The organism is Ignavibacteria bacterium (genome assembly GCA_036262055.1).
Taxonomy (GTDB): domain Bacteria; phylum Bacteroidota; class Ignavibacteria; order Tepidaquicellales; family Tepidaquicellaceae; genus DATAJP01.
In genome coordinates, this window is record DATAJP010000003.1 from 803,770 (window position 1) to 819,948 (window position 16,179).

The following is a 16,179-nucleotide window of genomic DNA, read 5'->3' on the forward strand; positions in this document are numbered from 1 at the left end:
AAATGATTTTTAATTAATAAATAAGATTTTCTACCTTGAACAGGTATATTACTAAACTTAAAAAAAATCCTAACAAAATCCTAACAAAAATGGTGATTTTTAATTTTATTGGTTAGGAATTTTAACAAAAAAGGGGCTTTTAAGCCCCCTTTTTAAGGAAAACAAAAAATATTAAAATATATTTTTATTTAATCAGCATCATTTTCTTTGTCATTTGATATTGCTGTCCGTTGTTTCCGTTTGCAAAGAGTCTATAGAAATATACTCCGCTTGCAAAACTGGAAGCATTGAAAGAAACTGTATAATAGCCTGCTGTCTGAATTTCGTTCACAAGCTGCGCTACTTCCCTGCCGCTGATGTCATAAACTTTCAGAATTACTTTTCCTTCAACAGGAAACTCGTAATTTATTTTTGTTGTAGGGTTAAACGGATTCGGATAGTTTTGTGACAAATCAAATTTATCAGGTATACCAACATTAACTTCAGAAGACAAGTTAAAATATTCAAAATTCCCGTTGTAATCAATTTGTTTTAATCTGTATTTATATGTTCCTGCATTCAGATTATTTTCGGTAAAAGTATAATTATGAGGTTCGCTTGAATTACCGTTCCCTTGAACAAAGCCGACTTTTGCCCAGTTTTCATTTGTAATTGTCCGGCGTTCAATATCAAATCCCGAATTATTCTCTTCGGTCGAAGTTGTCCAGTTTAAAGTAACATTTCTTTCATTAACGACTGCGGAAAATGAAGCTAATTCAACAGGAAGAGGACCGTCGGTATAATAAACACTTCTTCCGTGAGTAAAAGCAAAACCTGTTTGCGTAGTTGTTTGAAGCACTAACTCATCAACCGGAACATATTTCGGCATTCCCGTTGCAAAACTAGTCCAGCTCACACCTGAGTTAGTAGTTTTAATTACTCCAGTTTCAGTTCCTGCATAAATTATCGAAGCATCGTTCGGGTCAAAAATTGCCGTATGAACGGGAACGTTTCCAATTGGGGTTGAAATGTCAGACCAGCTTAGCCCTCCATCTGTTGTGAGCCATATATGTTTTGCGCTTAATGGCGGGACTATATTATATCCGGAATAACAGGCAATAACCCGTCCGGGGTCGGAACTGTTTATAACTAATCTGCGAACCCATGCTCCGTTTGTTCCCGGAGGTGTAACATCAGTCCATGTATCTAAACCGATTGCCGGGTCAAGTGAACTGCATTTAAATATTTTTCCATCTGTTGTTCCGGCGTATCCGAGATAAGGCGAGCTTGGTCCTTTAACAGAAACAGCACTTACATATTCATCCGCTGAAAGCACACCGCTTGACGCAGTCCATAATGTTGCGCCGGTTGATGTTATCCATACTTTATTTGAACCGGCTATGAGAACACTTGATGCATCGGGATTCATCGAAAACGGCGAAATGAATAAACATAGCGAACTGCTTGTTGCGTCGGTTAAACCTGTTATGCTTGAGAACCAGGATGAACCGCCGTCTGTAGTTTTTGACATTTCAAGATAAACGTATTCTTCGTATGCTGTAGTTGATGTTGTCTGGTCAACAGCAGCATAACCACCATCGCCTCCGAAGACCATAGTCCAGTCAGTTCCTGCAGAATATTTTAAATGCCCGTTATCTTGCGTTCCTCCGTATAAAGCACCAACACCCAACGGAGAAACTGCGCCGCCATAATATTGAGTTATTGCAAGTCCATTATTCAGAGAAGTCCAGGTTGTTCCTCCGTCCGTTGTCTTAAAAATTCCACCATCATTTCCTTCATAAACAATGTCAGGAGTTACCGGGTCATAAGCAGTTGCATGATGGTCAGCATGAATTACAGGAGAGCCATAAAAGCTATGCCAATAGGTCAACTGAGTCCAGTTTGTTCCACGGTTGGTTGATTTCATCATATCCACACCGCCGACATAGATATTTGCCGAGTTATGCGGGTCAACGGTTATAACGTTGTCATACCATCCCTGCGTTCCGAGATATGAACGTGTTCCGGTGGAACTGATTTTTGGAGGTGTTGTAACGCCTGTCCAGTCAACGCCGCGGTTTGTGGACATAAAAATTCCCTCAAGCCCTCCATCACCTGCGGGTGACCCGTCGGTTGATTGAAATACCGAATACAAAGTATCTTTATGCGAAGGGTCTTGTGCTAGAGCAATTCTTGCATGCCCTGTTGTCGGTAAACCGGAAGTGATTTTAGTCCAGTTAGTTCCGCCGTTCGTTGTTCTGTAAATTCCACCAAAGGTTGCACCGTTGTTATTAACGGCAAATAAAATTTCTGACGGGGTCATAGCAATTACATCTGTCGGATTAAAATAGTTATCCGCAAAAGTAGAGGAGCTTATTTTTGTCCAGCTGGTTCCGGAATTTGTGCTTTTAAATAACCCTCCTGCGAGTGTATATTCACCACCGCCTTGTTTTGTGTTTATGCTTTTTGTTGCAGCGTAAATATTTCCGGCAGTATCTGAAGCCATCCGCAGAACATTTCTGAAAGATGTTGAAGTTGTAGCAGCGAGAAGCTCCCAGGTGTCTCCGAAGTTTGTCGAACGGTAAATTCCATTTCCATAAACTGCATCTGAGTTTCCCCAACCTTCGCCGGTACCTGCAAATACCGTGTCAGGATGTTTGGGGTCGAATACCATGCTTCCGATTGCAATGGGGTCAAGCTCATCCATTGTTGGTGTCCAGTTAAGACCTGCATTTGTTGATTTCCAAACCCCTCCTGCAACTGCTCCAATTAAAATGGTAGATGGAGATGACGGCTTTATTAATATAGACCTTATTCTTCCGCCTATATTTCCGGGTCCAATCGGAACCCAGTCGGTTCCAGCGCTTGAATTATCTCCCTGCGGTGTTAAATTTTGCTTAAAAAATTCAACCGCTTCCCGTCGCAATTCCGGCAAGTCTACAAATTTGTCTTTGGAATCTTTCGTGGTGGCAAGCATTTTGTATCTGAACTCTGCGGCTTCATAAGGATTATCTTCCTTGCCCTGAATCATTTTCAGAGGTTCTTTTAGTTCAGAAGATTTATTGTCAGATGGGAAATATTTAAAATCGGTAATGAGAGATAAGAAAAAAAGAACGAACAGGAAAGGCGTGAAGATATACAGGAAAAACTTCTTCATTTTTCCTCCAATTTTATGTTAGGTAATATTATAAACTTAAATATTATCCTAACAAAAACCTAACAAAGCAAACAAAATAGGAAGAATTGTTTTGAACCTATATTAATAAAAAAGGGGCTTGAAAGCCCCTTTTTGTAAGAAATTATGTGAATTAAGAATTATTTTACAAGAACCATCTTTTTAGTCATTACAAACTGCTGACCTGCAGTTCCTTCAGAAATAATTCTATAGAAATAAACACCGCTGGCGAAATTAGAAGCATTGAACTGAATTGTATAATAACCTGCAGTCTGAATTCCGTTTACCAGATTTGCTACTTCTCTACCTGTAATATCATAAATTCTCAAATTAACTTTACCGTCAACAGGCAAATCATAATTTATTTTTGTTACAGGGTTGAACGGATTCGGATAATTTTGTGATAAGTCGAATTTACCCGGAACACCAACAATAACTTCACCTGAAAGATTATGGTATTCATAATTTCCATTGAAGTCAATTTGTTTTAAACGATAATTATATTTTCCGGTTTGCAATCCGTTATCGGTGAATGAATAATTTTTTGGTTCGTTAGTATTTCCTGAACCTTCAACATTTCCAATTTTTGACCATGTGTTTGATCCGGCAATTCTTCTTTCGATGTCGAAACCGGAATTATTTATTTCAGAGTTAGTAGACCAGTTTAAATTTACAATGTTTCTATTAACATTATAAGTAAAGGACATTAGCTCAACAGGCAATATACCGCCGTTTGCTTCTATCCAGTCTTTGATGGCAACGAAGATACCAAGCGGATTATCAACAACTCCTATTCTGGTTCTATATGCAGAATATGTATTTGTTCCGTAGAAGAGATTATAAGTTCCGGAATAATATAATGCGCAAGCAGAGTCACCGCTACTTGAAGAATCAACCGTAAGCGGATAGAAACCTGACGTACGTTGTCCTTGAGGATTTGAATCAGAAGGTCTGACCATGTCAGGGAAAGAATCTGAACTTGAATCAGCAGTTACTGAAGAAAATGGTCCTGCTCCGTAAAACTTTCTGGTAGCAGTAGGAACTGCCGTAAGCCAGCTATCTGCCATATAGGTTCCACCAAGATATTGTCTATAGAAAAGTGTATCGGCGGCAAGAGCTGCACCATTTCTTATTGGGTCGTTGTTATACCCTAAGTCATTACCAAAAATTACAAGCGTTCTTTTGGTGGTTAACCCTTCAAACGGCGAAGCATCAAGATAAGCTTTTAATGAATCTCTGATAGCGGCTGTCCAGTTACCGGTTGAAGCCAGCACATAAAATACAGTTTTCCATGCACGGAACGAACCGGTGAAACCGGTTGCACTGACTACATCATAATCTGATGTATAAGTATTCATTTGAGCAATCAATGAATCTCTGCTTCCGGCATCTGCCCACAGAATACATGCAGTCTTAGCAACAAAAGGTGTGAATGTTGAACTGAATCTATTGTTAGGGATATTTTGATCTGTTCCCAGTCTCGTTGAGTCAACAATGGTATAAGTAGTTCCGGAAACAAAAGTCGTGAAGTTAGCGAATGTAGTTACTGCAGAAGCATTTGATGCAAGGTTATTTACTGTAATAGTATTGTCATAAACAACAGTATTGCCGTCATAAACTTTCCTGTTTACATCAAAAGTTTCAGTACTTGTGCCAAGATTAATAACACTTCCGGTCATTGGAATTGCGATTGTTCCCGGGTTGTAATAATTCGTTCCTACCTGGTCAATTCCATCCGCGCTGACATCATGTGCCAGAGCAAATTTTGGTGAAATCATAAATCTGAAGAAATTATTCGGGGCAAAATCATTCCATGTTGTGCTTCCTGTTGGTGATGCAAAATAGAATGTTCCGCTCCTGATAGGATTTTCAGTTTGATATGCAAACGAAACGTTAACTGTTCCAATTTGTCTGACGCCAACATAGAAGCTGCCTGCTGGTATTGCTAAAGCCGGGTTTATAATAACAGTGAATACACCAGAAGCAGATGTCATTGTATCGGTTTCATACATTAATGTTCCGGGAGAGCCTCCTAAACCAGTAGCATCCCATACACCAACTATAAATGGTTGCCCGCCATTAACAAAATTTACATCTACCTGGTTTAAACTTCCGGCAATAGCAGTTGTAAATTTAGCGACAAAATCACCGGTACCGCCATTAAAACCAACACCACCTGTTGCAACTGTTCCAATTGCATAGGAGAATTGATTTACGGTTGCCTCTTGAGTTACAGAAAATGAATTTGCACCTGCGTTATCATTTTCAACTTCAGGTTTTTCCCAAACTAATGTTTCCATTTCAGCTGATGCAGATTTTTTATTCATATCACGCACCGGCGGAGTTAAGGAATATACCGGCAAGTTAGGTCTCTCAAAATAACCGTATTGAGGTGTTGTTGAGATAATTTTTGAATCATATGAAGATGGGTCTTCAAAAGGACGGTCAGGGGTAATAGGCACGGATACCATAACGTTATTAGTTCCTGTAGCCGTAGGAGTAAATGGATCAAAAGTTACCGTTTCTGATGCGCCAATCGGCAATGAAGCGACTACTTTAACATTATTAAAAGAGTTTGCGCCACTAATATCCAAAGTTACATTGAGATTAGTTATTGCCTGATTTCCTAAGTTTGAAACAATTGCAGTAATAACATGGTTAGCACCGAAGTTAACCGGAATGTAACCTAATGTATAAAGAATGGTAACACCTGCATCAGAGACATTTACAGGGTTTTCATAGGCACCAATGGTTGGAGTTGTTACGTTTCTTGTAACACCCAAAATATCAGTTGTAACAGCAATCGGCGTTCCTGCGTTTAAACATGGAGATGTAGAGCCAACAGGAAGATAATTCAAAGCATTTGCAAACAACGGGTTTCCGTTAATGGAATTTGCATCTTGGGTTGTTGCTGCTTGCCAGTCAGCCAAAGTTGCTCTGTCAGCACTTGTGATAAATCCCGTAAAAACTCTAGTTCCTGAAATATAAAAATCATTATAGTTTGAAGTAAGGTTTGCAACTGTTGCAACAGAATAAATATTATAAGAACCTCCCGAAGTTACATTTCCCGGTGGACGTGTGTTATAAAAAATATTGTTATTAACTACCAAACCTGTTGAGGCAGCACTGTTAAAAGCCAAGCAACCTAATCTATCTACAGAACCGGTTGCAGGAGGAGTTCCTGTTATACTAATTGAATTATAAAAAATGTTATAGGAGTTTCCGGCAGCAACCATTATTCCCCAGACATTATTTGTTGCAGTTCCTGAACCAAGACCACCTGAAATTCCTGCGATTGAGTTATTGGAGATTGTTGCATTAACAGCTCCGGTTCCTGAAATAAAAATACCCTGACCTGATACGAAGCTGCCTGTTGTATTATTTTTAATATCAAGAATAACGTTAGCATTAATAGTAACGTTTGTCATACCTGCCGATAAATTGATTGCTCTTACGATTGCAGTATGAACAACAATCATATTATAAATTCTATTGTTTGATATGGTAACGAGATTGGAATTTGTCATGTCAATTCCATTCACAACTACATAATCAGCAGCAATATCACCGCCAATAATATTATTTGTAATGGCTGTGTTCTGATTTGGATTTGCAGTTGAAGTTCCGCGTGTATAAATTCCATGCGCGGCTTTTGATATTGCGTTGTTAGAGATTGTATTATTATCATTATCTGCACCTGTTCCGGTTGCAGTCATCGTTAATCCTGCAATATAAATACCGTAGGATGCAACCGTAGGCAAGTTTTGTCCGGTCTTAATATTACAATACTGAACTATATTGTTTGTGGCACCAAGACCGACTCCCATACTAGACATTTTAATAACTGCTGACAGTGTTGTTGTAGCATTATTTAATATCGTTAGTTCTCTTGTAACGCCAACACCAACTCTACCGTCGATTGTTACGTTATCTGCGCCAAGCAAATTGATTACAGCTCTTACGGTATTACCTGTGATTGTCAAGCCGGGAGCAGTAGGTTTGATTAATACGGAAGTATAACTTGCGCTTCCGGTTCCGCTTGCATTTAATGTAGCTGAATCCGGTTCAGTGAAACTGGAGTTAATGTTAATAGTAATAGCTCCGGTTTCAACGCCGTTGTTGATTGCAGTAAATGCACTTTTCAAATCAGTATATGGGTTTGCACCTATAGTGATTTGCGCGTTTGAGTTTGATGCGAAAAAGGACATCATCATAAACACCAAAATAGAAAAATAAAGAACTTTCTTCATAGTATTCTCCTTTATGAAGTTAGATTAATTAAATATCAATTATTAAAAACTGATTAATATAATTTAAATTAAATCCTAACAAAATCCTAACAAAATCAAGTTTTTTTTAGGATTTGACTATTTTTTATAATTTTAACTATAGTGAAAACAAATATTTATTTTTATTGTAAGTATTTATATAGAAAATAAAAAAAGGGGCTTAAAAGCCCCTTTTTGAAGAAATTTACAACAGTAATATTTATGAATTATTTAATCAACTGCATCTTTTTTGTCATCACAAATTCTTTTCCATTTGCACCCTGCGCAATTATTCTGAAGAAATATGTTCCGCTTGCAAAATTGATTGCATTCATCTGAACTGTATAATAACCGGCTTTCATCTGGTCATTTACGAGAACTGCAACTTCACGACCAAGCATATCATAAATTCTGATACCGACTTTGCTGTCGAACGGAAGGTCGTAATCAATTTTCGTTGTCGGGTTAAATGGGTTAGGATAATTTTGCGACAGTCTGTATTCATTCGGAACTCCAACAATTACTTCACCTGAAAGAGTAAAGTATTTGAAGTTTCCGTTGTAATCAATTTGTTTCAATCTGTAATTATATTTACCTGTGTTCAAACCTCTATCGTTGAAAGAATAATTCTTTGGCTGTGTAGAGTTACCTGAACCCACAACATTTCCAATTTTGTTCCAAACTTCAGATCCGGCAGGTTTTCTTTCGATATCGAATCCTGCATTATTAATTTCACTTGCAGTTGCCCAATTCAGATTAACATTATTTCGATTTATATTTGAAGTAAATGAAGCAAGTTCAACAGGAAGAGCTCCCTGATTTTGTCCGAATTCTACTGCAATAGGAGAAGAGAACATTGGACCACCAGAGCCCTCAACTCTATATTGCAGACCATTTGTACCGTCACTGTTTTGCATACCTATATCACAGAATGGCGTGAATGTTGTAGTATAGTTGAATGATTCAGCATCATTATATTGGAATTTTATATTTCCATTTGCAAAGAAAATAATCTGCATTGTTATGTAATCGGTTGAAGTACCGCCAGATACCCATCTATATCCATGATAGTATGTTACTACAAACTTGGAAGCATCACCGCCATAGTAAACTTTTGCCGCGGGATAAAATGTATTGGTAAAATCCAAATCAATTAGCCCCAAAGCAATTAAATTAAAAGTTGTAGTTGGATTTGGGAAAGATGTTACGCCGTAAAATGCACCTGATACTGGAGTACCTAAGTTTAAAAATCCATTTGTGTAAATATTTAGATTTGTTGCTCCGGTATTATAGGTAGTTCCCATGTAAGTAAAATTAAATCCCATATCCACCGGGAAAGTCCCATCATCCGGATCGGCAAAAGTAATAGGCGTATGACCCGCCGCAACGGGGTCAATCCAGTTAAATTCAGGCGATGATGGTGCACCGCTGCCAATAATTGAGTTTGAATAATAATAACCACCACTGTTCGAGAATCCGCCTCCATAATTAGGATTGGCTACATTAAATGTGCTCCATGTAGTGTCATTAGCATGGTCCATATCACCTGCTAACTGAGTATATGTTTTCATTGTGTAAGTTCCATATGTAGGTGTAAATGTCGAATCAAATGTCAGAGTAGTTGCACCCGATGCTGCCAGTGATGAAACGCTCTTAGTATTTGTATATGGCACAGGACCAGTTATTTCAGTTGTTACATTAAAAGGTCCCTGAGTGGTAAAACCAAAATTCTTAATTGATGCCTTTGGAGCATAGGTATATGTAACGAAATTATTAGCTGTTCCAGTTGGTGAAAGATTTGTTTGAGCACCAACGTCTGCTGCAAGAAGAATTGTATTGCCAAGTCTTGTTTCCGGGCGGAATGCAGATGCTGAACCTGTTACTCCAGGAACCGTTTGAGATTGATATGTTAATAATGCACCCGAATTTAGGCAGTATACGTTAGGAGCTGCAGCAGGTGTTCCGAGTGTTCCAAGTGTTTGGTAAACAAAAATTACCATCACGGCGTTACCAGGAGTAGGTGTAAATAGTGAAGTTCCAGGTCCGCCAACGGGAACATCGATATTAATTTCGTCTGTACCCGCAGGAATAGTTATTGTGCCTTCTATAATTTTTGTATATCCCGTACCGTTAGTATCGATGAAAGTTCCTCCAATTGTAGTACCTACTGTATCTCTTAAATAAACTATTAATCTTCCGGTTGTTTCAATACCCTGACTGACAGGAACAGTTGCTGCAGGAGGGGAAGGAACGTTCCATCTCCATCCAATAGAATAAACAGTACCAGTAAATCCTGAAGCTGTCATTTCAGCAGCTGTAATTAAATATTTCGTATTTATATATTTTCTTCCGCCTTGAGGCGCTCTTCCGTTTGCTGAAGTCGAACCATTACTGGTCACAACCGTAAAAAGAGACATATTGTTATCACCGGTAGTAAGTTTCTGAATTTTTTGTCCGCTGTTTTTTGATGCAACATCCTGAGAAAAAGATGTTTGAGTTAAAGATATTATAAAGAGAACAAATAAAAAAAGTGATATAAATTTTTTCATATGTTTTTATAATTTTTAATTATCATTAATAATTAAATATTAATCCTAACAAAATCCTAACAAATTTATTTGAAAAGTAATAAAAAATACTACAAACAAAATATTTAAGTTATTGTTATTTTAAAATTTAAAATTATTTTTGCTAAATAAAAAAGGGGCTTTAAAAAGCCCCTTTTTTGAACAAATTTTACTAAAATATTTTTTTTTTGAAATTATTTCATCTATTTAATTAATTGCATCTTTTTTGTCATCACAAATTCTTTTCCGTTTGTTCCTTGAGCAACTAATCTGAAGAAGTAGGTTCCGCTTGCAAAATTTGTTGCGTTAAGTTGAACGGTATAATATCCTGCTGTTACCTGTTCGTTTACGATGCTTGCAACTTCACGACCAAGCATGTCATAAACTCTCAAGTTAACTTTGCTGTCAACCGGCAAGTCATAATCAATCTTCGTTGTCGGGTTGAAAGGATTAGGATAGTTTTGTGACAATTTGAAATCAGAAGGAACTCCGACTATTACTTCACCTGAGAGGTTATAGTATTCGAAATTTCCGTTGAAGTCAATTTGTTTCAATCTATAGTTATAGCTTCCGGTATTAAGTCCGTTGTCAGTGAAAGAATAATTCTTCGGTTGTGAAGAATTACCGCTGCCGGCTACATTACCGATTTTACTCCAGGTTTCAGAACCCGCAGGTTTTCTTTCGACGTCAAATCCTGCATTGTTTTGTTCTTCAGATGTTGTCCAGTTAAGTTTAACAATATTTCTGTTAACATTTGAAGTAAATGAAGCAAGTTCAACAGGAAGCGGAGCATCTGTTGTTGTTACCGCAAACAATGAGAATGAGGTTAAACCTGTTGCATAAGCATATCCCATAGGATATCCCGGGACGTAATCATTGGTTGTTCCAGGAGCATCCTGCCAAACCGCACCATTGCTGTTTGTTTTTGCAAGAATAATATTATTTGTATCTGATATGTTATAAAAACTATTCTTATTAACGTTGACACGAAGTTCATAGCTTGTAGCGCTGAATGAGCCGTTTGATATCCATATGCTGTCATATCCAATTGCATACTGAGAACCACCCGGAGCTCCCGGAGGTGTCTGGCCTGAATAGCGAATCCATGTAATATCGAAAGGAGCATCTGCTGTATATCCTGTAATTATAATCGAACCGACTATTGTGCCGCCGAATCCGAAATTATAGGTTCCATCAGCATTGATTGTTTGAACCATTGAAGTGGTTGTTCCACCGCTCTTTTCAAAAGCGCCGATGTCTGTAGGACCATTTGCTACCGATGTGCTTCTTGAGTTTCCTAATATGTCGTTATTGACACTTGAAATCGGTATTCCGGTTCCGTTAAAAGCTCCGCTTTGCGGCAATAAGAAATCATTTGATAAATACTGCGGATCCCATGAAATTGAATTTGCATCAGTAGATGAGAAAGTTCTCCAATCTTGGATGGTAGCGTAGTTAGTAGTTGCTGCTTTTCCAACAACCTTAATACCTGAACCTGATGGGTTTACATAAATATTATTATAATCCGAACTTTCAAGCTGTGAGGCACCAGTCTGCAAATAAATACCTGTGGAACCGTTGCCTGTTGCAGCTAATAAACCAAGATTATTAACAATGTTATTGTTTTTTAATTCAGCAGTTGAACCGGTTGCAACACAAATACCGGTTGAAAGTGCATCGGTCTGGTTTAATGTGTTTCCGTATAAGTTTATCGAATTATAGAACACATCAACACCGGTTTGTCCAGCTGAAAACACATAAATACCATGATTATTATCACCAATAATACTTGCAAAGTTCCATCCGTCACCCATAAGTCCTGAGATGGAATTATTTTTTATAACGTTATTGCAATTAGTTGTACCAGATGACACTGCAATACCATAGCATCCATACCCGCCTGTTCCGGTATATCTTAAAGAATCAACGAAGTTACGCTCAAAAACAGAGTTTCTGGTAGATGTAGCAAACCATGTACCTCTGTCATCCTCAGAACTTGTTCCGTCAAAATTTGCAAATGCATTTAGTGAAATATTTGCACCGTCCACACCTTGAACATATATACCGGTGAATCTAATAGAATTTGCACCTGAGGTTGTTAAGTCATTACCTGAATAAACCAATCCGCTTCCATTTCCGGGTGCAACAACTGCAATATTATATGCACCTATGTAAGCTTTTTGTATAGAATTATTCTGAACTGTAATATCATTAAAATATCCTGCTGTACCCAAAGTATTATCAGAAACAACGACAGCGGTTGCAGAATTAATACCATTTATTATAATACAGTTTTCAATCATTCCGTTTGTAATCGGAGTTGTACCATTTGAAGCAAAATGAATTACTGATGGAGATGTAGCTGAAATATTTGTGATGGTCATGTCTTTAGAAGTACCATCAACAACATTTGAACCATCAATTGCTACATAATTGTTCATAATTTTTATTAATCCTGCAGAAGCCAATGAACCCGAAATAGTAGGGCTTACACCGGTTGCAGGTTTAAGTGTAATTGTTGCACTTGAACTTGGCATAGCGACGTTACTGATATTAAACATTAATGGGAAAGTTTCCGTCGGGTATGTTGCATCAACAAGTGAAAGAGTAGTATGACCACCAACTCCTCTTGCATTAAGATCTGCAAGAGCAGCAGTTATTGTTGCATAAACAGCCATATTATCTGATGACAACCCAAATTGTTGTCTCTCTGCATTTGTTAACTCATGATATAAAGAACCATTATATTCACGATCATTTTCGATAAGAACAGAGTATTTCTCTTCAACTGTAACAGTTGTGGTTCTTACTTTTTCATCATTAAGTGAAGCAGTTACAGATTCAACACTATTTTTTTGAACTGGTTGGTCTTCAATAACAGGCATTTCTTTTGTTACTGTTCTGGTTCTCTCTTGAACAGAGATATTTTTTCCTGTAACTCTATTAAATAAAGTAAGTCCTACTGTATATGTACCTGAAAGCGGAGCACTAGTTATGTTATAAGTATTAGGTGACCCCGGAGGAGTTGTTCCGGGAGGATTAACCCCGCTACCACCTGTAGGATTTGTTCTCACGTTTGGAATCAAATCTTGAGCTGCGACATAATACTGGATTATATCGCCGGCGGTTACTCCGCCAAGTGCAGCATTATTTATTGTAAAGGTATAATCATCACCTAAAACAACAGGAGAAGCATCGAATTGATAGGAGACATCTGTTGATTTTTTATAATAAAGTCTTGGTCCGTTTGCACCGGTAGCCACACCTGAAGGGTCAGTTATTGTTGCAGTTAATGACCTGTTTGATGTGCTTGATGTGCTAATTAAAGTTGAGTATGAAATAGTTGGTCCATTTACATCGTTCCAGATACCACCAAATTCATACGCACCTATATCAGGAGCAAAAGCCGGGAAGCTTGGATTATTCGGATATCCTGCATTAGGATATCTTGCAATGCCTCTGAAGTCAATTGTAATTCCACCCACAGTTGTAGCACCGCTTTCAAGAAAAGTAGCAATGGTTGAATCAGGACGCAAAAAGTCTGAATTTGATGCTGTTGTGCTTAAGAAAGTAGGGCTTTCAGTTACAGAGTTTTGTTCACGCGGAGAAACTCTGGTTTTAAAAGCAGCTAAAGTCTGGTCAGAATTTGTTCCATCATAGAAAATCAAGTTTTGAGCACCGGGGGTTCCTGCATAAAATAGATTATAGTCAGATGTATTTGTATAGTTAGTTAATGTAGTTGAAGAACGCTGGTATGCATTTGTAGAACCTGTAGCACCCGGAGTAGAAATGTTAATCAAAACGTTACCTCTCATAGTTAATGCAGCAGTTGTAGCTGTTGCTGAGGTTGTTACCCAAAGAGCAGTAGAAGTAAAATTAGCTCCTCCAACAGGCGCATTAAGGTATACTGAATTATTCGACAAATTAACCTGCGAAGTTGCTGTTGCAGAAGTTATATTAATACCTCTGACAACAGGAGCAATTAATGTTCCTGTTCCCGAAGCTCTGATATCGCCAATAATATTGTTATAAATATTTGCAACACCTGCAGTCCCGACACTTCCAAGAATCATACCTGAAACAACCGGTGATGCGGTATTTGTGCTGTTTATGTTATAAATTTTATTTCCGAAAACTGTCGGAGAACTGCTTAACATATTAAGACCTGCAACAGTTGTTCCTGTACTATTTATGTTATTAATGTTATTGTAAGAAACAGTTCTTACACCGGTTACGGTATTAAGGTACATTCCGTAAGTAATACCCGTTCCTAAATGAGAAATGTTGTAAACGGTATTATAATTAAAATTTTCATTTGTAGGAGAGGCGATATTGTAAATACCATAAAGCACGCCGGTTCCTGTTGTTTTATTATTTACGATACTATGAACAGTATTACTATCGCAAACGATTGTTCCGGTTGATGTCTGGATACCATACATTATACCACCGGTACCTGTTCCGAAATGGCTTAGATTAGTAACAGTATTTTTCTTTGCAGTTTGGTTCGTTCCGGCAGCAAAATAAATACCAATAAGAGTTCCTCCGGTTGTTCCCGTTCTTGTTATGCTGTTAACCAAATTCTCTCTTGCAGTTACATTTGTAGCTAATGCAGAATTATATATCATATAATTTACACCGGTTCCTGTTAGTCCGGCAGCACTATAACTCATATTAGTAACACTGTTATTATTCATGTTAACATTAGCCGCGGTTGCACTATTAAATAGTCCATAAAACACACCTGATGTAGCAGTTAGATAATCACCAGTGACAGTGTTATTATTAATATTTACAGTATTTCCGGCTGCAGTTGAACCGATAACATTTTCAAGAGCGGCAACCTGTGATGTTGTTCCACCACCATGAATTGTCAAAGTATTATTATTCATAGTAACGTTAGCACTTGTTCCTGCCTGTCCATAGATACCTCTTAAAGTGGTAACGTGGTTAACACCTGCACCGTCATTATTATTTACTGTATTATAAGAAATGTTAATGCTCCATTGATTGTTAGCACGGACACCTGCTGCAGGATTTGTTGCTGCAGGAGCTCCACCGAAGTTTAAAATTGTATTACCTGTTGCTAAGCTTGAACCCCCTATATCGTTTCCTGTATCACCTCTATCGAAAGGTGATGGAGCTGCATAACCTGAAAGCGCTATTCCATAGTTACCGCTGTTAATTGCATTAGCATAAAATTTATTATTTGAGTTTGAACCGGCTGCTGCATCGGGAACGAGAGCGGTAGTTGCAGCAGTATTTGTTGAATTGATAACCAAAATACCGACAGACCCTTCTACCATTGGTGCAGTTCCTGAAGCATTATTGATACGCTGCATATTAATAGTACAATTTTGGATTGTATTATTTTGAGCACCATCTGATAAGCTGAGTTTAAATAATCCGATACCAAATTCCATTGTTGCCGGATTGGCAACGTTACCATCTGTTAGTGTGAGACCGTCAATTGTAATATAGTTTGCACCAACAATTGCAATCATACCGTCAGGAGCAGCACTTGTTGGTGTTGCAGTTCCGATGCCTGCATTGATTGTAACAGTTCCACCTGATTTAACAATCGTAACTGTATTTGTTGCGCTTAACACAGGATTGAGACTTGCACTACCTATTACAAATCCTGTAGGCGGAGCAGTTTCAGAACCGCCGGCAGTTAATGTCAAGACTACAGGACCTGTCATTGCATTAACATTGTTTAAATCCGTAAGAGCCAGCGCTAATGAAGGATATGCTGGCAATAGGTTTGGTGTTGTATTTGTTGCACCAGTTACCGTAACTGCAATCTGTCCGAATGCATTTACTGAAACAAAGATGCTAAACACCAAAATGAGGAATAGCTTTTTCATAAAAGTTTTATGTTTTGTTTTTTAAAGAAAATAATTTTTGATTTTTTTAAAAAAGTAATTGAGGGAATATTACTAAATTAAGATAATTCTGAAAATTCTTAGCAGAAATTTCGGTGGATTATCCGATTTTGTGTATCCTCCAAATTAAAAAATGAAAAAATTTACTGAATTGTCCTGGAATTAAAATAACTATATAATTAAAAAAAAATCCTAACAATAACCTAACAAAAATGGGAAATTCGAAAAATTGACTCTTAAAAAAACAGTAAAATAACTCCAAAAAAGGGGCTTTATAGCCCCTTTTTGAATTTAAAGAAATATTT

General features: G+C 37.7%; 4 protein-coding genes. All 4 read right to left on the reverse strand.

Features of this window, described 5'->3' with window-relative positions; translation table 11 throughout:
* Nucleotides 1-184: 184 nt before the first annotated feature.
* The 4 genes from VHP32_10665 to VHP32_10680 all read right to left on the reverse strand — a co-directional run bounded on the left by VHP32_10665 (nucleotide 185) and on the right by VHP32_10680 (nucleotide 15,856).
* Nucleotides 185-3,136, reverse strand: a complete 2,952-nt coding sequence (locus VHP32_10665) for a T9SS type A sorting domain-containing protein (protein ID HEX2788357.1) — start codon at nucleotides 3,134-3,136, stop codon at nucleotides 185-187.
* A 158-nt stretch (nucleotides 3,137-3,294) separates the two neighbouring features.
* On the reverse strand, nucleotides 3,295-7,404 hold the full coding sequence (locus VHP32_10670; protein HEX2788358.1) for a T9SS type A sorting domain-containing protein: 4,110 nt from the start codon (nucleotides 7,402-7,404) through the stop codon (nucleotides 3,295-3,297).
* A 245-nt stretch (nucleotides 7,405-7,649) separates the two neighbouring features.
* Nucleotides 7,650-9,971 carry a T9SS type A sorting domain-containing protein gene (locus VHP32_10675; GenBank protein HEX2788359.1) on the reverse strand — a complete coding sequence of 774 codons (2,322 nt, stop codon included), beginning with the start codon at nucleotides 9,969-9,971 and terminating at the stop codon, nucleotides 7,650-7,652.
* Between the two features lie 221 nt (nucleotides 9,972-10,192).
* The gene (locus VHP32_10680) at nucleotides 10,193-15,856 is read right to left on the reverse strand and encodes a T9SS type A sorting domain-containing protein (protein ID HEX2788360.1); all 5,664 of its coding nucleotides are present in this window, start codon (nucleotides 15,854-15,856) and stop codon (nucleotides 10,193-10,195) included.
* Between the last annotated feature and the right edge of the window lie 323 nt (nucleotides 15,857-16,179).